Origin of the sequence: Thauera sp. 63, from assembly GCF_000310165.2 — a bacterium.
Classification (GTDB): domain Bacteria; phylum Pseudomonadota; class Gammaproteobacteria; order Burkholderiales; family Rhodocyclaceae; genus Thauera; species Thauera humireducens.
This window is the reverse complement of the sequence record NZ_AMXC01000016.1, coordinates 36,758-60,307: the sequence shown is the minus strand read 5'-3', so window position 1 is coordinate 60,307 and position 23,550 is coordinate 36,758. Positions and strand designations below refer to the sequence as shown.

Sequence of the window (23,550 nt, the reverse complement as noted above, 5' to 3'; positions counted from 1 at the left end):
CGCGGAAAGGCATGAGTGTACGCTGCACGCCCGATGACGCACAGCGTGAAAGCCGCAGGGGATCGAGCGTGACGCTCAGCCCGCGCTGCCGTCGATGACCAGCACGTCGGCCGTGGACTGGGCGAGGACATGTTGGGTGACACTGCCGAGCAGGAGTTCCTCGAGCAGCCCGACCCCGCGCTTGCCGATCACGATCAGGTCGCAGTCCTGCTCCTGTTCCTGGTTCAGGATCTGCGAGGTCGCCTCGCCGTGGAGCACGAGGCGCCGCACGCGATGCGCGTCCACGCCCGTCAGCGCGACAAGATCGTTCATCTTTGCGGTTGCATCGCGCCTTGCATGGACGCGCAGGTTGGCGAGTTCGCTTTCCTCGACCCCGGCGTAGCGCAGCTTGCCCTCGAACGGCACCTCGAAGGCGTGCAGCAGCACGTACTCGGCCTGTGGCGCAACGGCATGTGCAAGCGCCAGGGCCTCGACCGAGCGGGGCGAGAAATCGACCGGCAGCAGCACGCGGCGGTAGGTCTCGTGCGGCACCTGCTTGACCACCAGCAGCGGGCGACTGCTGGTACGCAGCACCCGCTCGGTGGTCGATCCGACCAGCAGTTCTCGCACGAAACCGGCGCCGCGCGCGCCCATCACCACCAGATCGGCGTCAAGGGCGTCGGCGTGGCTGCCGATCTCGCCGCGCACCGACCCGACGCCGAGTTGCACGTCGGGCTTGGCGCCATAGCGCTGGCCGATCTCGCCTGCCAGGGTCTCGACCTCATCCCGCACTTCCGCCAGCAGCCTTTGCTCCAGGCTCGCCGACTGCGCATCGAGCAGATGACGAAATGCATCGAAAGCACTCACCGACACGACGTGCTGCAGGCACAGTCGGGCGCCCGACTCGGCCGCCATCAGCGCGGCGCGTGCGACCGCGTGGCGGGCCAGGGCGGACAGGTCGGTGGTGGCAAGGATGGTGCGCAGTTCACGCATGGCACGGGCTCCTAGGATTGCGGGGGTTGGGTGTCTTGCGGCACGGCGGACGATGCCGCACGGTGCGCATCCTCGAAGGCGATCTCGGCAGCGAAGCTGCGCGCGGCGTAGTCCGCAGCGTCGTTGAACGGGTTCAGCACGCGGTTGAGGCCCGCTGCATCGAGTGCGCGACCATGGACCTCGTCACGCACCACACCCGCGACGCGTCCGCGGAAACCGGCCTCCTTCAGTGCGTTGAGAAAGGCGCGATTCGACTCCCACTGGGGAAAGGTCGTGATCACCCAGCGCACCTGCTGCAACGGGAGCGACTCGAGGAAACCCGGATCTTCGCCATCGCCATAGCGCACGGGCTGTCGCAGCTTGCGCAGCTCGCGCACGGTCTCCGGGTCGAAATCGACACCGAGCACCTCGATACCGGCCTGGCGCAGCTGCCGCATCAGGCGAGAGCCGTAACGCCCCATGCCGAACACGATGATGTCGGGATCGCCGGCGGGCCGCCCCAGGCGCTCCACCGCCAGTTCGCGAAACGGGCGCTTACGCTCGAAGACGCCGAGCCAGGGTGCGAGCTTGTCGTAGAGCACGTGCGAGAACAGGATCATGTAGGTCGACATCATGATCGTCACCAGGCCAACCAGGGTGGTGAGACCCAGCGCCTCGATTCCGATATGGCCCAGCGTGATGCCCATGGCGACGAACACGATGGAGAACTCGCTGATCTGCGCCACCGTCAGACCCGCGAGGAAGCCCGTGCGCTTGCGATACCCCATGTAGCCCATGATCGCCATCACGATCAGCGGATTGCCGATCAGCACGAACAGGGACAGCACGACCGCAGGCCAGAGTTCGCCCCCCAAGGTGGAAAAGTCGAGTTCGGCGCCAAGGTGGACGAAGAAGAACAGCAGCATGAAGTCGCGAATGCCGGTGAGGCGCGCATTCATCGCCTCGCGGTAAGCGGTCGAGGCCAGCGAGAAACCGGCCATGAAGGCGCCCGCCTCCTTGCTGAAGCCGGCCCACTCGCCCAAGGCCGCCAGCCCGGTCCCCCAGGCGATGGCGAAGATCAACAGCAACTCCTGGGAACGCGCCATCGCCTCGACCAGGCGCGGCAGGACGAAACGCATCAGCACGAACATCAGCGCGGCGGCCCCCGCAAGCCGCAGCAGCAGCGAGCCAGCCACCTCGACCACCGCAGCCTCGCCCGCCCCGCGCAGCGCGCTCATGGCCATCATCGCCAGCACCACGGCCACGTCCTGCACGATGAGGAAGCCGACCGCGATACGGCCATGCAGCGAATCGAGCTCGTGCTTGTCCGACAGCAGCTTGACGACGATGATGGTGCTGGAAAAGGTCAGCGCCACCGCGACGTAGATCGCCTCCATCACGTCCTTGCCCATCAGCAGGATGAGGACGAAGCCGAAGACGATGGTGAACGCCAGCTGCCCGAGCCCGGTCGCAAGCGCAACCGGGCCGATGTGGCGGATGTGGTGCAGGTCGAGCTTCAGCCCGACGACGAACAGCAGCACCGTGACGCCGATCTCGGCCAGCAGCGCGATCTGGTCGTGCGCCTTGACGATCCCGAACACCGCGGGCCCGACCAGGATGCCGACCACGATGTAGGCGATCAGCACCGGCTGGCGCAGCCGAACCGCAATGGCACCGGCCACCGCCGAAATCAGCAACAGCAACGCGAACTCGGCATAAGGCCCATGGGCCATCAGTTCCTGCATCAGGCGCCCCCGTTCGTTCTCCTCCCCATCTTACGACGAACGATGGCCTTCTCGGCCTCGACCAGCAGCAGCAGCGCCACGCCGAAGCCGAGGATGCGCAGCCAGGCTACCAGCGGCAGGCCCGCGGTGCCGAACAGGGCCTGCATCGCCGGCAGGTAGGTGAACAGCGCCTGGCATACGAGCAGCAGACCGATGGCCCACAGCACGTAGCGATTGCCGAGGAAACCGTCCAGATTCAGCACCGGACCGGTGAGACTGCGCATGTTGAAGAGATAGAACACCTCGCCGATCAGCACCGCATTGACCGCTGCGGTGCGCGCCACCTCGATGCTGGCGCCCTGCTCCAGCTCCCACAGGAACATGCCCATGCCCCCGGCCACCAGCACCAGGCCGACGAAGACGATGCGCCAGATCAGGAAGCCCGTGAGCAGCGGCTCGCGCGGATCGCGCGGCCGCCGCCGCATGATGTCGGGCTCGGCGTCCTCGAACGCCAGCGCCAGCGCCAGCGTGACCGCGGTGATCATGTTGACCCACAGGATCTGCGCCGGCGTGATCGGCATCGTCAGTCCCAGCAGCACGGCGAAGAACACGATGCCGGCCTGGCCGACGTTGGTCGGCAGGATGTAGGCCACCGCCTTCTTGAGGTTGTCGTAGACCGTGCGCCCCTCCTCGACCGCTGCGGCGACGGAGGCGAAGTTGTCGTCCGCGAGCACCATCTCGGCGGCTTCCTTGGCGGCCTCCGTCCCCTTGTGGCCCATCGCCACGCCGACGTCGGCACGCTTGAGCGCCGGCGCATCGTTGACACCGTCGCCCGTCATCGCCACCACCTCGCCACGCGCCTGCAGGGCCTGCACCAGGCGCAGCTTGTGCTCGGGGCTGGCGCGGGCAAAGATCTCGGTGCCCATGACGATCTGCGCGAGCGCCTCATCGTCGAGCGCCTCGATCTCGGCGCCGGAGAGGGCGCGCACTTCGCGCGCCAGGCCAAGCTGCTGGCCGATCGCCTTTGCGGTTGCGGCGTGGTCGCCGGTGATCATCTTGACGTGGATGCCGGCGGCAAGGCAGCTGGCCACCGCCTTGACGGCCTCGTCGCGCGGCGGATCCGTGATGCCGAGCACCGCCAGCAGCACGAAATTGCCGCACTCGACGTCGTCGAAACCCAGGCTCGCGTTGCGACCGGATTCGCGCCGCTCGGCCACCGCCAGCAGCCGCATGCCTTCGCCCGCGGCTTCGTCCATCGCCTGCTGCCAGGCATCGGCATCGAAGGGCTGTGGCACGCCGTCCAGGCCAAGACAGGTCGAGCACAACTCCAGCACGCGCTCCGGCGCGCCCTTGAGCAGGACGTGCGCGTCGCCCGCATGGTCGTGGTGCAGCGTGGCCATGAAGCGGTGCTCGGACTCGAACGGAATCACGTCGTCGCGCGGCAGCTCATCCCGCTGCAGGCGCGGATCGATGCCGGCCTTGAGAGCAAGCGTCACCAACGCGCCCTCGGTCGGATCGCCTACCACGCGCCAGTCCTGGTGCTCCAGCGTCAGCTCCGCGTCGTTGCACAGCAGGGCCACACGCCCGATCTCGGTCAGCAGCGGCGCCCGGTCGGGCGACAGCTCGTGCCCCTCGCGCTCGAAGCCGCCCCGCGGAGCGTAGCCGGCGCCGCTGACATCCAGCCGGCCATCTCCGGTGATCACACGCTGCACCGTCATCTCGTTGCGGGTGAGCGTGCCGGTCTTGTCCGAACAGATCACGGTGACCGAGCCGAGCGCCTCCACCGCGGGCAGCCGGCGGATGATGGCGCGTCGCCGCGCCATGCGCTGCACGCCGATGGCGAGCGTGATGGTCATGATCGCCGGCAAGCCTTCGGGAATCGCTGCCACGGCCAAGCCGACCGCAGCAAGGAACATGTCGCCCGGCGCATACCCGCGCACCAGCGTGCCAAAGGCGAAGGCCGCGACCGCCACGGCAAGGATGACCCAGGTCAGCAGCGCACTGAAGCCGGCCATCTGGCGCAGCAGCGGCGTGGTCATCGATTCGACGGCCGTCAGCATTGCGCTGATGCGACCGATCTCGGTCTCAGCCCCGGTCGCCACCACCACCCCGCTGCCCTGGCCATACGTGACGAGCGTCCCGGAATAAGCCATCGAGCGCCGGTCGCCGAGGCTCGCGTCGTCGGCCACAGCGTCCGCCGACTTTTCCACCGCCAGCGACTCGCCGGTCAGCACCGCCTCCTCGATGCGCAGGCTGCGCACGTCGAGCAGGCGCAGGTCGGCGGGCACCTTGTCGCCGGAAGCGAGAAAGACGATGTCGCCCGGCACCAGCCCGACCGCCTCGATCTCCTGCCGGCGGCCGTCGCGCAGCACCTGCGCCCGCGGCGACAGCATGTCGCGGATGGCGTCCAGCGCGCGCTCGGCCTTGCCCTCCTGCAGGAAGCCGATGATAGCGTTGATCACCACCACGCCGAAGATCACGCCCGAATCGACATGATGGCCGAGCAGCAAGGTGATCACGCCGGCTGCCAGCAGCACGTAGATCAGGACGTTATGAAACTGCAGCAGGAAGCGCTTGAGCGGCCCGGTGCGTGGCGGCGCCGGGAGGGCGTTGGGGCCGTGGCGGACGAGACGCGAGGCGACCTCGTCGGCGGCCAGACCTTCATGGCGGCGGACATCGAGGTCCGCCAGGCAGTCCTGCGCACTGAGGGCGTGATGGCGGAAACGACCATCGGCGGCGGGGCGGGAAGACGCATTCGTCATGGTATGGAGGACGCGCACGACGGTCGCGGCGACCGCCCCACCACGCCGCTTCAGTGGTTGTACTCCCTGATGCTACCGCCCCGCCATGACAAAAGTTCCCCTGCGCGGCCGCTTTCGCGCCCCCGCCGAAGCGGCTGCGCTGCTCAGGCCTTGGCGGCAGGCGGCAGCAGCACGATGCAGGTGCCGCTCAGGCGGTCGTGCAGGAACTGCCGGTCGCGATCGACCAGGGCCCACAGCAGACCGATGCCGAACAGCAGCACGGAGGGCCAGCACAGTGCGTAGCGCAGCCAGCAGCGTGCCGCTGTGGGATGGCACCCCTCCTGCGCATCGACCAGCTTGAGCCGCCAGGTCTGCATGGCAAGCGTCTGGCCATGGCGGCGCCAGTACCAGACGAAATAGGCGCCGAGTACGGCGAAGATGTGGAGCCAGGCGAACCAGCCCGGCGGCGCGATCTCGAAGCCGACGCCCAGCATCAGGTAGGGGACGAGAAAGGTCAGCGCCAGCACGCCCAGCAGCAGCATCGATTCGTACAACATGCTCGCCAGGCGCCGCCTGAGCCCGGCAAGCTCGACGGGCGTGCGTTCGCCGCGCGGCGCCACAGGGTCGGCCGGGGCGGCGACCGCCGCTGCTTTCGGGGAGTTGCGCTTCATGAAGGGATCCGAACGTGTTGCACCTGCAAAGCCCTCCTCCGCAAACGGCGGACCGACTTCGAGGCAGGAGAAATGGAAAAGGAAGGAAGACCGGGCGATCGACGCAACCCCCGATCGAGGCCACCGGGCCCGGCACGCTGTGCCTCACCGGCCGGAACTCGGTCAAACCACGTGGCTGCACGATCCGGCAGATGCAAAAAGGATGCCGACCGCGACGTAAGCTGCCATTCCCAAGGCGGCACCGAATTCGCCACAAGCCGCATCAGCCTTGACCAAACCCGATGTGGCCGGTAACGTTTCGCGTTTCTTCAAACGACTTGTCGAGCGAGCTTGCGATGGTGCTTACCGGAGCCGAAATTGTAATCAGGTGCCTGCAGGAAGAAAAGGTCGAGTATGTCTTCGGCTATCCAGGCGGCGCCGTGCTGTACATCTATGACGCTCTGTTCCAGCAGGAGGCCGTTCGTCATGTCCTGGTGCGCCACGAACAGGCGGCCGTGCATGCTGCCGACGGTTACGCGCGCAGCACCGAGAAGGTCGGCGTCGCACTGGTGACGTCCGGCCCCGGCGCCACCAATGCCGTCACCGGCATCGCCACCGCATTCTGCGACTCGATCCCGATGGTGATCATTTCCGGCCAGGTGCCCACCGCCGCCATCGGCCAGGACGCCTTCCAGGAAGTCGACACCGTCGGCATCACCCGCCCCTGTGTGAAGCACAACTTCCTGGTCAAGGACGTGCGCGACATCGCCACGACGATCAAGAAGGCCTTCTACCTGGCGAAGACGGGCCGCCCGGGCCCGGTGCTGGTCGACATTCCCAAGGACGTGTCGATGCACAAGTGCGAGTTCGAGTATCCGAAGGAGATCTCGATGCGCTCGTACAACCCGGTGGTCAAGGGTCACTCGGGCCAGATCAAGAAGGCCGTCCAGCTGCTGCTCGAAGCCAAGCGCCCGATGATCTACACCGGCGGCGGCGTCGTGCTGGCCAATGCGGCCGAACAGCTCACCAAGCTCACCCGCCTGCTCGGCTTCCCGATCACCAACACGCTGATGGGCCTGGGCGGCTACCCGGCCAGCGACCGCCAGTTCCTCGGCATGCCCGGCATGCACGGCACCTACGAAGCCAACATGTCGATGCACTACTCCGACGTGCTGCTGGCTGTCGGCGCCCGTTTCGACGACCGCGTCATCGGCCTGCCCTCGCATTTCGCCGAAGAGCCGCGCAAGATCATCCACATCGACATCGACCCGTCGTCGATCTCGAAGCGCGTCAAGGTCGACGTCCCCATCGTCGGCGACGTGAAGGAAGTGCTGGAAGAGATGATCCGCCAGCTCGAGTCCGGCGAAGCCCGCCCCAACCCCGAGGCCGTGGCCGCGTGGTGGAAGCAGGTCGAAGAGTGGCGCGGCCGCAACTGCATGGCGTACAAGAATTCGGACGAGATCATCAAGCCGCAGTTCGTGGTGCAGAAGCTGTGGGAAGTGACCGGTGGCGAGGCCATCGTCACCTCCGACGTCGGCCAGCACCAGATGTGGGCCGCGCAGTACTACCGCTTCGACAAGCCGCGCCGCTGGCTCAACTCCGGCGGCCTGGGCACGATGGGCGTGGGCATGCCCTACGCCATGGGCGCCAAGCTCGCCAACCCGGACATGCAGGTCGCCTGCATCACCGGCGAAGCCTCGATCCAGATGAATATCCAGGAACTGTCGACGTGCAAGCAGTTCCGCCTGCCGATCAAGATCTGCAACCTGAACAACCGCTACCTGGGCATGGTGCGCCAGTGGCAGCAGCTGTTCCACGGCCAGCGCTACTCCGAGTCCTACATGGATTCGCTGCCCGACTTCGCCAAGCTGGCCGAATCCTATGGCCATGTCGGCATCCGGGTGGACAAGCCGGGCGATGTCGAGGGCGCGCTCCGCGAGGCCTTCACCACGCACAAGAACGATCTCGTGTTCCTGGACTTCCAGATCGACCAGACGGAGAACGTCTATCCGATGGTGCAGGGCGGCAAGGGTCTCACCGAGATGATCCTGTCTGCCGAAGACCTGTAATCGCCCTCCTCCCGAACTCCGGACCGAATCCATCATGCGTCACGTCATTTCCCTCCTGATCGAAAACGAATCCGGCGCCCTGTCGCGCGTCTCGGGACTGTTCTCGGCGCGCGGCTACAACATCGAGTCGCTCACCGTGGCCCCGACCGAAGACGCCTCGATGTCGCGGATGACCATCGTCACCACCGGCTCGGACGACATCATCGAGCAGATCACCAAGCAGCTGAACAAGCTGATCGAGGTGGTCAAGGTCGTCGACATCTCCGAGGCGGCCCACATCGAGCGCGAGCTGATGCTGGTGAAGATCCGCGCCACCGGCAAGGACCGCGAGGAGATCAAGCGCACCGCCGACATCTTCCGCGCCCGCATCATCGACGTCACCGACGCGTCCTACGTCGTCGAGCTGACGGGCAACCAGAGCAAGCTCGATGCCTTCATCGGCGCCATCGACCCTGCGCTGATCCTCGAGACCGTGCGTTCGGGCGTGTGCGGCATCGGCCGCGGCGACCGCGTACTGAAGCTGTAAGCGCGTTTTCCGTCCGGCGGGCGGGGCATCCGCGCGCGCGCCGGCAGCAACACCCGTTCCACATCCCGACCCAGAAAGCGAAAAGGAAAGACATGAAGGTTTATTACGACAAGGACGCCGACCTCTCCCTCATCAAGGGCAAGAAGGTCACCATCGTCGGCTACGGCTCGCAGGGCCATGCCCACGCCCAGAACCTGTCCGACTCCGGCGTCAAGGTCACCGTCGGCCTGCGCAAGGACGGCTCGTCCTGGGACAAGGCGAAGGCTGCCGGCCTCAAGGTCGAAGAGATCGCCAAGGCCGTCAAGGGCGCCGACGTCGTCATGATCCTGCTGCCGGACGAGAACATCCCGCAGGTCTACAAGGAAGAAGTCGAGCCGAACATCAAGAAGGGCGGCGTGCTGGCCTTCGCGCACGGCTTCAACGTGCATTACAACCAGGTCGTGCCGCGCGAAGACCTGGACGTGATCATGGTCGCCCCGAAGGGCCCCGGCCACACCGTGCGTTCCGAGTACCTGCGCGGGGGCGGCGTGCCGTCGCTGATCGCGGTGTACCAGGACAAGTCCGGCAAGGCGCGTGACATCGCCCTGTCCTACGCTGCTGCCAACGGCGGCACCAAGGGCGGCGTGATCGAGACCAACTTCCGCGAAGAGACCGAGACCGACCTGTTCGGCGAACAGGCCGTGCTGTGCGGCGGCGCCGTGGAGCTGGTGAAGATGGGCTTCGAGACCCTGACCGAAGCCGGCTACGCGCCGGAAATGGCCTACTTCGAGTGCCTGCACGAGCTCAAGCTGATCGTCGACCTGATGTACGAAGGCGGCATCGCGACGATGAACTACTCGATCTCGAACAACGCCGAATACGGCGAGTACGTGACCGGCCCGGAAGTCATCAACGAGGAATCCCGCAAGGCCATGCGCAACGCCCTCAAGCGCATCCAGACCGGTGAGTACGCCAAGATGTTCATCCAGGAAGGCAAGACCAACTACCCGAGCATGACCGCCCGCCGCCGTCTGAACGCCGCCCACCCGATCGAACAGGTCGGCGCCCAGCTGCGCGAGATGATGCCGTGGATCAAGGCCAAGGCCCTGGTCGACAAGTCGAAGAACTGATCTTCGCTGCGTCCCCGTGACGCACAGGGGCCGGTGCCGCGCAACGCGGCCCCGGCCCTTTTCCATTGTGGCAGGCAACATCCGGAAATCCGGATAGCACGCCGCATGCGCTAGAATCGAAGCTCCTGAGTAGAAGAACGAGACACAGTGGCCCACCCCGACCGTACGCCCCTGCTGCCGCTGGAAAAGCGACGCCGCGGCATCTACATCCTGCCGAACCTGTTCACCACGGCGGCGCTGTTCGCCGGCTTCTACGCCATCGTGCAGGCCATGAACCAGCGCTTCGAGGTCGCCGCGGTCGCGATCTTCGTCGCCATGGTGCTCGACGGACTCGATGGACGGATCGCCCGTCTCACCCACACCCAGAGCGAATTCGGCGCCGAGTACGACTCGCTGTCCGACATGGTTTCCTTCGGCGCCGCCCCTGCGCTGGTCATGTACGAATGGGCGCTGCAGGATCTCGGCAAGCTCGGCTGGATCGCGGCCTTCATCTACTGCGCCGGCGCGGCTTTGCGGCTGGCGCGCTTCAACACCAACATCGACGTGGTCGACAAGCGCTATTTCCAGGGCCTCCCCAGCCCCGCTGCCGCCGCGCTGATCGCGGGCATGGTGTGGGTCGGCATCGACAACGGCTTCAGCGGTAACGAGCTGCGCGGCTACGCCTGCGCGCTGACGATCTTCGCCGGCGTATCCATGGTCAGCAACGTGCTGTTCTGGAGCGGCAAGAGCATCAACCTGCGCAAGAGCGTGCCCTTCATCGTCGTCATCGCGCTGGTGCTGGTCTTCGCGCTGGTCTCCAGCTATCCGCCGGGCATCCTGTTCGGCCTGTTCCTGATTTACGCCGCCTCCGGCTACGTGATGTGGCTGCTGCGCTGGAAACGCAAGCACGACCGGAACGAGACGGGCACCGCCCCGCAACCCGACAACACGGCACCGCCCGCAGCCGGCGACGATGCCGAGCCCCCGCAGAGGAGCTGACCATGAAAGACGCCCTGATCATCTTCGATACCACCCTGCGCGACGGCGAACAGAGCCCCGGCGCCTCGATGACGCGCGAGGAGAAGCTGCGCATCGCCCGCCAGCTCGAGCGCATGCGCGTCGACGTCATCGAAGCGGGTTTCCCCGCAGCCTCACCCGGCGACTTCGACGCGGTCCGCTCGATCGCCGAGGCGATCAAGGAATCCACCGTCTGTGGCCTCGCCCGCGCCAACGAGAACGACATCCGGCGCGCGGGCGAAGCCATCCGCCCCGCCGCGCGCGGCCGTATCCACACCTTCATCGCCACCAGCCCGATCCACATGGAGAAGAAGCTGCGCATGACGCCCGACCAGGTCGTCGAGCAGGCGGTCAAGGCGATCGGCTGGGCGCGCGAGTACACCGATGACGTCGAGTTCTCGGCCGAGGACGCAGGGCGCTCGGAGATCGATTTCCTGGTGCGCATCTTCGACGCGGTGATCCAGGCCGGCGCGAAGACCATCAACGTGCCCGACACCGTCGGCTACAACGTGCCGGAGCAGTACGCCGCAACGCTGCGCACACTGATCGAGCGCGTACCGAATTCGGACAAGGTGGTCTGGTCCGTGCATTGCCACAACGACCTCGGCCTCGCCGTCGCGAACTCGCTCGCCGCGGTGCGCGCCGGCGCCCGCCAGGTCGAATGCACCATCAACGGCCTGGGCGAACGCGCGGGCAACGCTTCGCTCGAGGAGATCGTGATGGCCGTGCGCACCCGCGCCGACGTCTTCCCGGTCGAGACGCGGATCGACACCACCCAGATCGTCCCGGCGTCCAAGCTGGTGTCGCAGGTCACCGGCTACCCGGTGCAGCCGAACAAGGCCATCGTCGGCGCCAACGCCTTCGCCCACGAGTCAGGCATCCACCAGGACGGCGTGCTCAAGCACCGCGAAACCTACGAGATCATGCGTGCCGAGGACGTGGGCTGGGGCGCCAACAAGCTGGTGCTGGGCAAGCATTCGGGCCGCAACGCCTTCCGTGCCCGCCTGCAGGACCTGGGCATCGAGATCGAGGGAGAGGAGCACCTGAACCACGCCTTCTCGCGCTTCAAGGAGCTCGCCGACAAGAAGCACGAGATTTTCGACGAGGATCTGCACGCGCTGATGCGCGACGAAACGGTCACGCCGGAAACCGAGCACTTCCGCCTAGTCTCCAGCCGCTTCCATTCCGAAACCGGGGAAACGCCGCGCGCCGAACTGACGCTGGTCATCGGCGGCGCCGAGCATCGCGCCCAGGCCGAAGGCTCGGGTCCGGTCGACGCCGCCTTCAAGGCGATCGAGACCGTCGCGAGCAGCGGCAGCGAATTGCTGCTGTATTCGGTCAACGCGATCACCACCGGCACCGACGCCCAGGGCGAGGTCACCGTGCGCCTGTCCAAGAACGGGCGCGTGATGGATGGCCAGGGCGCCGACACCGACATCATCGTCGCATCGGCCAAGGCCTACCTCAACGCCCTGAACAAGCTGCAGAGCAGCGCCCAGCGCCTGAATCCGCAAGTCTGAACGGGCGCCCCACACAACAACGCCCCGCGTGCCAGACCGGCCGCGGGGCGTTGTTCATGGGCGTTCGCCAGCGCCGGGCGACAACCACCGGGCTGCCCTACTCCGCAGCCGCCTAGTCCACGACCTTTTGCTGGCGCGACGGCGCCGTGTTGCGCGCATAAAGCATGGTGCTGAAGAAAAGCAGCACCGACAGCAGGATCTCGATGCCGGCCAGCGTGGCCGTCAGGCCGGGGTCGCTGACGCGCAGCGCGCCTTCAGTCAGGTACAGCAGGGACAGCATCGAGAGCCACTGATAGGTGTAACGCTTGCCGCGCAGCACACCGAACACCGCGGGCAGCAGCGGCACCGCTTTCAGCATCATCCACGAGCCACCGGGCCGCAACGGCGCCAGCCAGGCTTCCCACAGCACGCACAGGCCGATCAGCGCCAGCAGGCTGGCGCAGGCGACGAAATACAGCAGGCGCGGGCTCATCAGCGCGCTCCCGCGAGGCGCAAGGCCGTTTCAGCCAGGCGACGCCCCTGGGCGCGCGCCAGCTCGACTTCCTCTGCGGTCAGCGCGGGCGCCCCATCCGCCCCGGCGACATGGGTCGCACCATAGGGCGTGCCGCCACTGCGCGTAGCGTTGAGCGCCGGCTCCGAATAGGGAATGCCGAGCAGCAGCATGCCGTGGTGCAGCAGCGGCACCATCATCGTCAGCAGGGTGCTTTCCTGGCCGCCGTGCAGACTGGCGGAAGACGAGAACACGCTCGCCGGCTTGCCCGCCAGCGTGCCATTGACCCAGGCACCGGCCAGGCCATCGAGGAAATACTTCATTGGCGCCGCCATGTTGCCGAAGCGGGTCGGACTCCCCAGCGCCAGCCCGGCGCACTCCTCGAGATCGCGCACCTCGACGTAGGGCGGGCCGTCGGCCGGAATCTCGTCCTCCACCGCCTCGCACACCGTCGATACCCGCGGCACGGTCCGTACCCGCGCCGCCGCACCGGGCACCTGATGTATACCGACGGCAATCTGTTCGGCCAGTGCGCGAACCGAACCGCGATGGCTGTAGTAAAGGACGAGGATTTCCTGCATGACGGACCGTAATCGCTAGAATGCGGGAATTATACCGTCCGCGCCGCCCCTGCCCGGCGTCGCCTCATGAACCTGCACGCCCTGCGCGATTTCTTCCTGCTGCTGGCCGAACGCTTCGCTTCCACCCGCGGCCCCCAGGTCGCAGGCAGCCTGGCATTCACCACCCTGCTCGCGCTGGTACCGCTGATCACCGTCACCCTCACCGTTTTCGGCAACCTGCCCGGCATGGACCAGATCGGCGACTCGGTCCGCAGCTTCCTGCTGCAGAACCTGCTGCCTGACCGCGCAGGCCAAATCATCGCCACCTATGCCCTGCAGTTTTCAGAGCAGGCCGGACGCCTGACCCTGATCGGCATCGGCCTGCTGGTGCTGACCTCGCTGATGCTGCTCGGCACCATCGAGCAGGCCTTCAACCACATCTGGGGCGTCCGCCGTCCGCGGCGCATGCTGACGCGCATCACGGTCGGCTGGTTCGTGCTGACGCTCGGCCCGATCCTCTTCGGCGCCTCGGTCATCGGCACCGGCTACGTCATCAGCACCTCGATGACCTGGTCGAACCACCTGCCCTGGATCGGCGAATTCACCGCACGCCTGCTGCCGCCCTTGCTGCTGTGCGCACTGTTCGGCTTCCTGTACTACGCGGTGCCCAACCATCCGGTGCGAATCCCGCATGCCATCGTCGGCGCCCTGGTCGCAGCACTGGTGTTTTTCCTGATGCAGCGCGCCTTCGGCCTGTTCATCGCGCACTTCCCCTCCTACACGCTGATCTTCGGCACCTTCGCCGCGCTGCCGATCTTCCTCGTGTGGCTCTACCTGTCGTGGTCCGTGATCCTGCTCGGCGCACTGATCACCGCCACCTTGCCCGCCTACCTCGAGCGCCGCCGGCTCGCCGCCCCCTTTGCCGGCGACGAAGCCTGGGCCGCCACCGAGATCCTATGCCGGCTTGCACGCGCACAGCGGCACGGACAGTGCGTGGATGCGCAAGCGCTTGTGGAGTGCAGCGCACTGCCGCCCCATCGTACCGACGGCATCCTCGAGCGCCTGCAGGAGGCCGGCTGGGTCACGCGTACCGAAGAGGAAGGCTGGGTGCTGCGTAAGGCGCCGGACTCGATCAGGATGCGGGACGTCGTGACCCGCTTCGCGCTCGACCTGAATGACTGGCGCCAGGCTGCGCCGACGACACACGCCCATGCGTTCGCGCGCCGCCTCGATCGCTCGCTCGACGCGGGCGACCTGAGCCTCGCAGAGCTGCTGCAGCTGGCCGACCGCCCGGCCGACGCTCAGATCGGATAGGGGTCGATCTCGTACTGGAACAGCTCGACGCTGGCAGTCTGCATGTCCAGACCCAACGCACGCCCCTGGGCAACGTACAGCGGCGGCCCATCGCGCACGAACACGAAGCGCCGCGACACATAGGTGCCCGCGGGCGCGACGAACGCCGGGTGGCGGCGCTCAGGTTCCATCGCCGGCAAGGCCAGCGCAGGCGCCACGCCATTGACCGACCCGCTGCGAAACCCCAACTGCACCGAGTAGTATGACTGCGCGATGGTCTGCAACCCGATCTCGACCTGCTCAGGCGACTCGCTCCTGACCCAGCGCACGATGCAGACGGTCCATGGCTCCGTAGCACTCGTGCGCAGCCCCAGGACGATGCCCGGCGCGACCTCGCCCTGCACACCAGACACGTTCATGATTGCGTAACCGCCCGGGCTCTCGTTGCGCACCTGCCAGCCAACCACCCGGCCCGACTCACGTCGCCCGCGTCCCAGCTCCCACATGGCACGCAAGCCCGCGCACACCTGCACCTCGTAGTGCTGCTCGCGCCTCACCCCGAGACGAAGCTGGGGTGCGACCCAGTGTTCGCGCATCCCCCGCAACAAGGCGAGAATCTCCGATGGCGTCAGCCCCGGCGGCAAGGTCTCGCCGCCGGCCTCGAGCGTATCGACCTCCGCCAGATGTCCTTCGGCCTCGGCCGCTGACATCCACGCTTCCAGACGTTCGATACGCTCATCCACCGCGCGCGCGAGCGGCCGCGGATTCAGGAACCTCAATCCGGCCCGATCCAGCGGCGGAGGCTTGCGCGCCGACGGCAGCGGTCCGCCATCCGCATCCGGATCGATCCACCAGGTCGAACTGCCTTGGGGCGGCGCATCGGGCGACATCTCGACGCCCGCCAGTTCCCCTTCGAGGTAGTCCGCCGCCCAGACGAGCTCCCGCGCGGTCAGTCGTTCGGGCTGCGCCGCCGCAATTGCGAGCATGCTGCGATACGCCCCATGCGCGGGCCTGAGTGCCGACAGGCGATGCGCAAGCTTCCACAGCCCTGCGGGCGGCTCCGTTGCGGACATCGCTGAAACCAGATACGCCTCGCGCAGTGCGGTCAAGGCAAGCGCTGCCGGCGCGCTTCCCTCGCCAGCGCCCTCAATACCTGCGGCCGCCCGCTCGCCGAGCCGATCCGCCAGCTGCAGCAGCGCACCGCAGAACTGCGTCGAAGCCACATGCAGGATCCGCGGCAACGGCAGCCCTGCAGCGAGCAAGCGCGCCCGGATCCGGCCACTGATGTCGAGCGCTCGCTCGACGAAGGCCAGGACCATGTCCTCATCCCGGGCCTCCGCGCGCGCAACGGGCAGCCAGGCGACGAGCGCCGCCAGCACGCCGAGATCCGCAAGGGGATCGTCGGCCGGTTCACAGGCGAGCCACTCCAGAATCCGGTCGGCTCCCTCGGCAGTATCGGCAGGTGCAGACTCGATCATGGACAGGCGCATCAGTTTGGGGAGGTCGTATTCTAGTCAATCTCGGGCGCCCCGGCATGCGCCCCGCCGATTCTCAGCGACTCAAGAACCGATGAAGAGGCGCCTTACGTCGGCCTGCCTTGCCATCGACAATAAATCTTGCCCTGCCGGAAGACTTCCCTTAAAATCCACGGCTTTTCGCATCTACCGATCAGGAACATTACAGATGGTCGTCATTCGCCTTGCCCGTGGTGGCGCCAAAAAGCGCCCGTTCTTCAACATCGTTGCCGCCGACTCGCGTAATCGTCGCGACGGCCGCTTCATCGAGCGCGTTGGCTACTACAACCCGGTCGCTTCCGGCGCCGAGAAGGGTCTGGTCGTGAACGCCGAGCGTCTGGCCTACTGGCAGCAGAACGGCGCCCAGCTGTCGCCGACCGTTGCCCGTCTGGCCAAGCAGGCCGCCAAGGCGGCTGCCTGATCAGCGTCGGTCTGCTGCGGCGGATCTGCGAATGATCGTATTGGGGCGCATTGTCGCCCCTTTTGGCGTTCAGGGCTGGCTCAAGATCCACCCCTTCGGCGATGACCCGACGTCGTGGCGCAAGATGCCCCAATGGTGGCTGTGCGCCGACGACAACGCCCCTGTCGAACAGTGGAAACCCTACACGCTCAAGGCGTGCAGGGCGCACGGCAAGGGACTGGTCGCCGCCCTTGGCGAGGTGCAGGACCGCAACGGGGCCGAGGCCGTCGACGGCTGGTACATCGGCGCACCGCGCGAAGCCTTGCCGACGACCGCCGAGGATGAGTTCTACTGGGGCGACCTCGTCGGTCTTGACGTTGTCAACGAGGCCGGAGAGCCCCTGGGATCAGTCAAGGGCCTGCTCTCGACCGGCGCGCACGATGTGCTGCAGGTCAGCGAGGGCGAAACCGAGCGCCTGATCCCTTTCGTCGCGGCCTACGTGCTCGACGTCGATCTTGCCGCACGACGCATCCGCGTCGCCTGGGGCAAGGACTGGTAAGGGCGACGGTGAAGGCCCAGGCTGAAACCGGCGCCGAACGGAAAGACACGACGATCGCAGTACCCGGCGGCCTCCGCCGCTACGACGTGATCACGCTCTTTCCGGAGATGTTCGCAGCCCTGACGGGTAGCGGCATCACACGCAGGGCGATGGATCGCGGGCTGTATGCGCTGGGTTTCCACAACCCGCGCGACTTTACCCACGATCCGCACCGCACGGTGGACGACCGCCCCTATGGCGGCGGCCCTGGCATGGTGATGCTGGCGGAGCCGCTGATGCAGTCGATAGCCGCGGCACGCGCCGCGCAGCAGGCTGCGACGGGATCGACAGGCAGGGTGATCTACCTGTCGCCGCAGGGTCGCAGGCTTGACCAGGCGGCAGTGCTCGAACTGGCCGCACAGCCGGGCCTGGTCCTGTTGTGTGGACGCTACGAAGGTATCGACCAGCGCGTCATCGACCGCGCGGTAGATGAAGAAGTGTCGCTCGGCGACTTCGTGTTGTCCGGCGGCGAACTGCCCGCCATGGTGCTGCTCGATGCGATCGTGCGGCAACTGCCCGGCGCATTGAACACGGCGGATTCGGCGCTGGAAGACTCCTTCGCCGACGGTCTGCTGGACTGTCCGCATTACACGCGGCCAGAGATGTATGAAGACGAACGGGTGCCCGACGTGCTGTTATCGGGCAACCACGCGGCGATCCGCCGCTGGCGGCTGAAGCAGTCCCTCGGCCGCACCTGGTTGCGCCGGCCCGACCTGCTGGCCGCGCGGCAACTGAGCAAGACCGAATTGAAACTGCTTGAGGAATTCAGGCAGGAGCAAGCCGGGGCCGAAGGCGGCAGCATCGCCTGACAGCCCTTTCATAAACGGCGCGCATCAGGTGGCGACCTGCTCTGCGGCCAGGCCGATGCAATGACAGAGGCCGACAACATTGATGGAGTGTCCGCAATGAACCTGATTCAGCAACTCGAACAGGAAGAAATCGCCCGCCTGACCCAGGGCAAGACCATCCCGGAATTCGCCCCCGGCGACACCGTGATCGTCCAGGTCAAGGTTAAGGAAGGCAACCGCGAGCGTCTGCAGGCGTACGAAGGCGTGGTGATCGCGAAGCGCAACCGCGGTCTGAACTCGGCCTTCATCGTCCGCAAGATTTCGTCGGGCGAAGGCGTGGAGCGTACGTTCCAGACCTACTCGCCGCTGGTGGCCGGCATCGAAGTGAAGCGCCGCGGTGACGTCCGTCGCGCCAAGCTGTACTACCTGCGCCAGCGTTCGGGCAAGTCCGCACGTATCAAGGAAAAGCTGGACTACAAGGCTGCCGCCGCCAAGAAGGCTGCCCAGCAGCAGGCTTGATCGCCGCCGCGGTGACGCAAATGAAGAACGGGCCCTCGGGCCCGTTTTTCTTTGGCCCCGGCATCCGTCTCGCAGCGCCACGAAACGCAGCGGATCGGCCGGGACTGGAGAGCGCGCTACTCAGCGCCGTTCGACGTAGTGCAGCATGCCCGCCGCTGCCGCAAGGAAGATCAGACTCGGCGTCAGCGCGGCGAGGATGGGCGGCCAGGCGTTGATCATGCCGAGGTTTGAGAACAACCCGTTGAGCAGGTGGAAGCCCACACCCAGCATCACGCCGAGGAAGATCCGCGCGCTCGCGCCGCCCATGCGGTCATGGATGAAGCCGAACGGCAAGGCCAGCGCCATCATCACCAGCACCGCGAAGGGGTAGATGAGCTTTTTCCACAACGCGATCTCGAAGCGGTCTGCACTCTGCTGGTTGTCGCGCAAGTGCTGGATGTAGGTCCACAGCTTCGCCAGCGGCATGTGCTCCGGCCCGACCATCAGCACACTGAGCACCTCGGGCGAGAGTTCGGAGCGCCAGCCGATCTCGGGCAGGCGTTCGACCTCGGTCCGCCCGTCGAGAAAGCGGGTGCGCGAAACCTCCAGCAGACGCCAATTACCGTCACCGTCATGTACGCCGCGCTTCGCGTCGCTGATCGACACCAGCGCGTAATCGGCATCGAACTCGTACACCCGCGCGTCACGCATCGTGCGGTCCGGAAGCATCGTGCGCACATTGATCACCAGCGCCCCATCCTTGACCCACAGCCCCGAGCGCAACTGCTGCGACACCGTGGCCTGGGTCGCGGTCAGCTTCCACTGCTGGGCGGCATTCTCGGCCGGCGGCGCGACGTACTCGCCAATCAGGAAAGTGAGCACGACCAGCACGCTGCCGATCAGCCCGAGCATGCGCATCAGCATCGCATTCGACATGCCCGATGCGCGCATGACCGTAATCTCGGAGTGTCGTGCAAGTGTCGCGAGCGCATAGAGCGTACCGATCAGCACGGCGACCGGGAACAACTCGTAGATACGACCCGGCAAGGTCAGCGCGACGTACACCGCGGCATCGAACAGCCGATAGCCGCTCTTGCCCACGTCCTCGAGCTCGTTGATGAAATCGAAGAAGGCAAACAGCCCCAGGAAGGCGACCAGCACCAGCGCCGAGGCCGCATAGATCTCACGGGCAAGATAGCGGAACAGGATGCGCATCATGCCCTCGTCCGCCAGAACGGCGACACCGCCAGGCGCTTGTAGAACAGCACGGCCAGCAAGCACAGCACGATCACATGAGGCAGCAACAGCCCCACCGCGAACCCGAACTTACCCTGCGCAACCCAGCTCTGGAACACCGACACCGCGTTGCTGTACAGCAGGTAGGTCAGCAGGGCGATCAGCAGGTTGTTCCCGCGCCCCGCGCGCGGATTGACGAAGGAGAGCGGAATCGCAAGCAGGGCCAGCAGGAGGGCCGAGAGCGGCACGCCAATACGTCCGAGCAGCTCACCCATGCTGCGCGCGTCGCCCTGGGCGAGCAGGACCGCCGTCGGCAGCGCCCGCACGCGCGAGGGCTGGGTCACTGCCGGCTTCTGTTCCACCTGCACCTCGTAACGCTCGAATTCCATGACGCGATACTCGGGCGTTCCCGGCTGTCCGTCGTAGCGGCGCCCCTTCTCGAGCACGACGAAGCGACGCCCCTCCTCGTCCGTGCGCATGAAGCCTTCTGCCGAAGCGATCACGACGAGCTTGCCCGCCTCGGTTTCCTCACTGACGAAGACGTTGCGTACGCGCCCATCCTCACCGGCGCCCACTTCGACGAAGAACACCCGGCGCGCGCCGGAGGATTCGCGAAACACGCCCGGCGCCACACGATGGGTATCATCGCGGCTGTCGAGGCGCCCGCGGTATTCAGCACTCTTGGCCTGCGACCAGGGCGTGAGGTAAAGGGCCCCGGCGCCGACCACCACCACGAGTGGCACGGCGAACATCAGCACCGGCCGGATCCACGCCGTCAGCGGCACGCCCGCCGCAAACCACACCACCATCTCGGAATCCCGATAGCTGCGCGACAGCGACACCAGCACGGCGATGAAGAGCGTCAGCGTCAGGACGGTCGGAAGCTGGGCCAGCGCACCGAAGCCGATCAACGCCAGCACGGCCTCGGGCGGCACACGACCGCCGGCTGCCTGGCCGAGCAGACGGATCAGCACGGTCGAGATCAGGATCGCGAACAGTGCAACGAAGACCGCTGCGGCGGTTTGGGTAAATTCCCGCTGAAGGGCGCGGCGGAAGATCATCGCGCGATAGAAGTGAGCCTTATGGCGTTGGGAAGGGTTTTTGACGGGCTCGTCACGAAGGCGCCATAATCGGCGGCAGTCCGCAAGACGCGTCATTCCAAGGAAAAAGCTGATGGAATTTACCATAAAGACCGGTTCGCCGGCGAAGTCGAAGGCCGGCATCCTCGTGCTTGGGGCCTTTGCCGACGGCGTTCTCCCCGCCGCCACGGCCGCCGTCGATGCAGCCGCCCAGGGCCGCATCGCCCATCTGCTCAAGCGCGGCGACCTGGAGGACAAGGCCGGCGCCACGCTGTTGCTGCCCGAGCTTGCCGGCACCGCCGCAGACCGCGTGCTGCTGGTAAGCCTCGGCAAGCAGGACGAGTTCGGTGACAAGGCCTACCGCGATGCGCTCGGCGCCGCGGCCAAGGCGCTCGCCACCACGCCGGCGAAGGATGCGGTGGTCGCCCTCGCCGATGTGGAGCTGGACAAGCGCCCGCTCGCGTGGCGCCTGCAGCAGGCCGCCCGCATCCTCGCCGATGGCGCCTACCGCTTCGACGCCCTCAAGTCGGGCAAGGACAAGAAAGAGAAGAAGGAGCGCGGCGTCAGGAAGCTGGCCCTGCAGGTCGAGGCCGAGCTGACTGCCGAGCTCGACACCGCCGTGCGCCAGGGCCAGGCCATCGCGACCGGCATGGCACTGGCGAAGGACCTCGGCAACCTGCCGGGCAACATCTGCACGCCTACGCATCTGGCCGAGACCGCCGAGGCGCTCGGCAAGCAGTACAAGTTCGACGTCGAGGTGCTCGAGCGCGCGGACATGGAGAAGCTCGGCATGGGCTCCTTCCTCTCGGTGGCACGCGGCTCGCATCAGCCGCCCAAGTTCATCGTCATGAGCTACAAGGGTGGCAAGGCCAAGGCGAAGCCCATCGTGCTGGTGGGCAAGGGCATCACCTTCGACACCGGCGGCATCTCGCTGAAGCCCGCCGCCGAAATGGACGAGATGAAGTACGACATGTGCGGCGCGGCCAGCGTGCTCGGTACCTTCAAGGCGATCGCGCAGATGGGCCTGCCGCTCAACGTCGTCGGCCTGATCCCGACCACCGAGAACATGCCCGGCGGCGGTGCCACCAAGCCTGGTGACGTCGTGACCTCGATGTCGGGCCAGACCATCGAGGTGCTCAACACCGACGCCGAGGGCCGGCTGATCCTGTGCGACGCGCTGACCTACGCCGAGCGCTTCAAACCGGAGTGCGTGATCGACGTCGCCACGCTGACGGGTGCCTGCGTGGTTGCGCTGGGCAAGATCCCGAGCGGCCTGCTCGCCAACGACGACGAACTCGCCGCCGAGATTCTGCGGCGCGGCACGGACTCGGGCGATCGCGCCTGGCAGCTGCCGCTGTGGGACGAATACCAGGAACTGCTCAAGAGCAACTTCGCCGACATGGGCAACATCGGCGGTCGCTACGCCGGCACCATCACCGCGGCCTGCTTCCTGTCGCGCTTCACCAAGGCCTACAAGTGGGCGCACCTGGACATCGCTGGCACTGCCTGGGTGTCGGGCGACGCCAAGGGCGCCACCGGCCGACCGGTGCCGCTGCTGTCCGAGTTCCTCATCGGCCGCGCCCGCGCCGACTGAGCCGCGCCACGACGATGGACACCCGCGTCCAGTTCTACCACAACACGCCAGACCGGCTCGCGCTGGCCTGCGAACTGGTCGCGCGTGCCCACGGCAAGGGGCGCAAGGTCGCGGTGCGCCTGCCCGACACCACCAGCGCCCAGCAGCTCGATCGCCTGCTATGGACGAGCGAACCGCTCTCGTTCGTCCCGCACGTGATGCTCGATTCCCCGCTCGCTGCCGAAACCCCGGTGGTACTCGGCACCGCCGACGCCGATGCAGACTGGCCGCATGGCGACACCCTCTTCAACCTTGCGCCGGACCTGCCGCCCGCCTTCGACCGCTTCCGTCTCGTGATCGAGATCGTGGGCCAGTCCGAAGCCGAGAAGGTCCCTGCACGCGCCCGCTGGAGCGCCTATCGGCAGCGCGGCCTGGAAACCAAGGCCTTCGACGCCGAACGCAGGGTGGCCCTATGAAGGATTGGAAGCCCCTGCCGCACGACGAGGACCTGGAGCGCGCGGACGACCTGCTCGACCAGGCCGATGCATTGCTCAGGCGCCATCGCAGCACGATCGACTTCACGCCGAGCGGCCCGCTCCACGATGCGGGGCGGAATCCGGCGCCCGAAGTCGATCTCGAGCACCTCGACCTCGACGACGACGACCTGCCGATCCTGACCGAGGTGGTCGAAGACCTCGAGATCGCGGACGACTGGCATCCGCCGATCAACGCCATGCCGCTGGATTTCGGCCCGGTCGCCCCCGCATCGCCGCTGCCACCGGCTGCCACGGCCGGGGCGCAGGAGGCCGCCGGCTTGCATGCCGTGCCCAGCGCCCCCTTGCCCGACGCCAGCGCAACGGTGCCGGACATCTCTGCCGCCCGGGTGCGCGAGCAGCTGCACGAACAACTCTCGCACGCGTTCGCCGAACAGCTCATCGACCTCGACACCCGCATTGCACGCGAGGTCAGCAACTGGATGGCCAACGAGTTTCCGCAGGTCATGGGACGCGAGCTCGACCGCCTGGCCGAGCGCCTGCACACCGAGCTGCAGGCCCACCTTCGCGCCACGCTGCTGCCGAGCCTCTCGGGCCGGATCAGCGAGGTGCTCGAAGACATCCAGTCGCCCCTGAAGCGCTCCTGACCGCTCCGCAACGTGTTCCGGCGCCGGCACACGACCGCCCCACGCACACACCGGGGCGAGCGGGCGCATCCGCTATAATCCGCGCTTTGCCTTA

General features: G+C 66.7%; 22 protein-coding genes. 13 read left to right on the top strand and 9 right to left on the bottom strand.

Annotated elements, in window-relative coordinates:
- Positions 1-75 precede the first annotated feature (75 nt).
- From C664_RS13605 to C664_RS13590, 4 genes are all read right to left on the bottom strand, one after another.
- A complete protein-coding gene (locus tag C664_RS13605) occupies positions 76-972 on the bottom strand; it encodes a universal stress protein (RefSeq protein WP_004261610.1) in 897 nt (298 codons plus the stop codon).
- A gap of 11 nt (positions 973-983) precedes the next feature.
- Positions 984-2,696 (bottom strand): cation:proton antiporter, encoded by a 1,713-nt coding sequence (locus C664_RS13600; protein WP_004261606.1) that lies wholly within the window; start codon positions 2,694-2,696, stop codon positions 984-986.
- Positions 2,696-5,437: a cation-transporting P-type ATPase gene (locus C664_RS13595; protein WP_038011866.1), complete on the bottom strand. Its 2,742-nt coding sequence runs from the start codon at positions 5,435-5,437 to the stop codon at positions 2,696-2,698. Before C664_RS13595 ends, C664_RS13600 begins: the two co-directional genes overlap by 1 nt.
- A gap of 143 nt (positions 5,438-5,580) precedes the next feature.
- Positions 5,581-6,087: an RDD family protein gene (locus C664_RS13590; protein ID WP_004261602.1), complete on the bottom strand. Its 507-nt coding sequence runs from the start codon at positions 6,085-6,087 to the stop codon at positions 5,581-5,583.
- 281 nt (positions 6,088-6,368) lie between these two features.
- On the opposite strand from C664_RS13590, the gene C664_RS13585 reads away from it, so the two are divergent.
- The 5 genes from C664_RS13585 (at position 6,369) to C664_RS13565 (ending at position 12,286) form a co-directional block, all read left to right on the top strand.
- A complete protein-coding gene (locus C664_RS13585) occupies positions 6,369-8,135 on the top strand; it encodes an acetolactate synthase 3 catalytic subunit (protein ID WP_083483097.1) in 1,767 nt (588 codons plus the stop codon).
- Positions 8,136-8,169: 34 nt separating this feature from the next.
- A complete protein-coding gene (gene ilvN, locus C664_RS13580; RefSeq protein WP_004261596.1) occupies positions 8,170-8,661 on the top strand; it encodes an acetolactate synthase small subunit in 492 nt (163 codons plus the stop codon).
- Positions 8,662-8,753: 92 nt separating this feature from the next.
- The gene (gene ilvC, locus C664_RS13575) at positions 8,754-9,770 is read left to right on the top strand and encodes a ketol-acid reductoisomerase (RefSeq protein ID WP_004261593.1); all 1,017 of its coding nucleotides are present in this window, start codon (positions 8,754-8,756) and stop codon (positions 9,768-9,770) included.
- Between the two features lie 147 nt (positions 9,771-9,917).
- On the top strand, positions 9,918-10,748 hold the full coding sequence (gene pssA / locus C664_RS13570) for a CDP-diacylglycerol--serine O-phosphatidyltransferase (RefSeq protein ID WP_004261590.1): 831 nt from the start codon (positions 9,918-9,920) through the stop codon (positions 10,746-10,748).
- Between the two features lie 2 nt (positions 10,749-10,750).
- Complete coding sequence (locus C664_RS13565; protein ID WP_004261588.1) at positions 10,751-12,286, top strand: 2-isopropylmalate synthase; 1,536 nt, start codon at positions 10,751-10,753, stop codon at positions 12,284-12,286.
- 112 nt (positions 12,287-12,398) lie between these two features.
- On the opposite strand, the gene C664_RS13560 is transcribed toward C664_RS13565, so the two are convergent.
- Together C664_RS13560 and wrbA are read right to left on the bottom strand one after the other, a co-directional pair.
- Positions 12,399-12,758: a DUF2069 domain-containing protein gene (locus C664_RS13560; RefSeq protein WP_004261586.1), complete on the bottom strand. Its 360-nt coding sequence runs from the start codon at positions 12,756-12,758 to the stop codon at positions 12,399-12,401.
- On the bottom strand, positions 12,758-13,357 hold the full coding sequence (gene wrbA / locus C664_RS13555; RefSeq protein WP_004261583.1) for an NAD(P)H:quinone oxidoreductase: 600 nt from the start codon (positions 13,355-13,357) through the stop codon (positions 12,758-12,760). The genes C664_RS13560 and wrbA overlap by 1 nt, the downstream gene beginning before the upstream one ends.
- A 66-nt stretch (positions 13,358-13,423) precedes the next feature.
- Between wrbA and C664_RS13550 the strand changes: the two genes are divergently transcribed.
- Positions 13,424-14,650, top strand: a complete 1,227-nt coding sequence (locus tag C664_RS13550; protein ID WP_004261580.1) for a YihY family inner membrane protein — start codon at positions 13,424-13,426, stop codon at positions 14,648-14,650.
- Here the strand turns inward: C664_RS13550 and C664_RS13545 are convergent.
- On the bottom strand, positions 14,638-16,119 hold the full coding sequence (locus C664_RS13545; RefSeq protein ID WP_004261576.1) for a hypothetical protein: 1,482 nt from the start codon (positions 16,117-16,119) through the stop codon (positions 14,638-14,640). The two genes, C664_RS13550 and C664_RS13545, sit on opposite strands and share 13 nt — an antisense overlap.
- 193 nt (positions 16,120-16,312) lie before the next feature.
- Here C664_RS13545 and rpsP point away from each other — a divergent pair, with 193 nt between their 5' ends.
- The 4 genes from rpsP (at position 16,313) to rplS (ending at position 18,448) form a co-directional block, all read left to right on the top strand.
- Complete coding sequence (gene rpsP / locus C664_RS13540; RefSeq protein ID WP_004261573.1) at positions 16,313-16,564, top strand: 30S ribosomal protein S16; 252 nt, start codon at positions 16,313-16,315, stop codon at positions 16,562-16,564.
- Between the two features lie 31 nt (positions 16,565-16,595).
- Entirely contained in the window at positions 16,596-17,102 is a 507-nt protein-coding gene (gene rimM / locus C664_RS13535; protein WP_004261571.1) for a ribosome maturation factor RimM, read from the top strand.
- Positions 17,103-17,110: 8 nt separating this feature from the next.
- On the top strand, positions 17,111-17,950 hold the full coding sequence (gene trmD / locus C664_RS13530) for a tRNA (guanosine(37)-N1)-methyltransferase TrmD (RefSeq protein ID WP_004261569.1): 840 nt from the start codon (positions 17,111-17,113) through the stop codon (positions 17,948-17,950).
- Positions 17,951-18,046: 96 nt separating this feature from the next.
- Positions 18,047-18,448, top strand: coding sequence for a 50S ribosomal protein L19 (rplS, locus tag C664_RS13525; protein ID WP_004261564.1), 402 nt, complete (start codon positions 18,047-18,049; stop codon positions 18,446-18,448).
- A gap of 120 nt (positions 18,449-18,568) precedes the next feature.
- Here rplS and lptG read toward each other — a convergent pair whose 3' ends face one another.
- Both lptG and lptF read right to left on the bottom strand, forming a co-directional pair.
- Positions 18,569-19,645 (bottom strand): LPS export ABC transporter permease LptG, encoded by a 1,077-nt coding sequence (lptG, locus tag C664_RS13520; RefSeq protein ID WP_038011844.1) that lies wholly within the window; start codon positions 19,643-19,645, stop codon positions 18,569-18,571.
- Positions 19,642-20,724 carry an LPS export ABC transporter permease LptF gene (gene lptF / locus C664_RS13515; protein ID WP_004261558.1) on the bottom strand — a complete coding sequence of 361 codons (1,083 nt, stop codon included), beginning with the start codon at positions 20,722-20,724 and terminating at the stop codon, positions 19,642-19,644. The genes lptG and lptF overlap by 4 nt, the downstream gene beginning before the upstream one ends.
- 112 nt (positions 20,725-20,836) lie before the next feature.
- Here lptF and C664_RS13510 point away from each other — a divergent pair, with 112 nt between their 5' ends.
- From C664_RS13510 to C664_RS13500, 3 genes are read left to right on the top strand one after another with little or no spacing between them, the layout of a single operon-like run.
- Positions 20,837-22,336: a leucyl aminopeptidase gene (locus C664_RS13510; protein WP_004261556.1), complete on the top strand. Its 1,500-nt coding sequence runs from the start codon at positions 20,837-20,839 to the stop codon at positions 22,334-22,336.
- 14 nt (positions 22,337-22,350) lie between these two features.
- Positions 22,351-22,791 carry a DNA polymerase III subunit chi gene (locus tag C664_RS13505; protein ID WP_004261554.1) on the top strand — a complete coding sequence of 147 codons (441 nt, stop codon included), beginning with the start codon at positions 22,351-22,353 and terminating at the stop codon, positions 22,789-22,791.
- Positions 22,788-23,456 carry a hypothetical protein gene (locus C664_RS13500; RefSeq protein ID WP_004261552.1) on the top strand — a complete coding sequence of 223 codons (669 nt, stop codon included), beginning with the start codon at positions 22,788-22,790 and terminating at the stop codon, positions 23,454-23,456. The genes C664_RS13505 and C664_RS13500 overlap by 4 nt, the downstream gene beginning before the upstream one ends.
- Positions 23,457-23,550 lie beyond the last annotated feature (94 nt).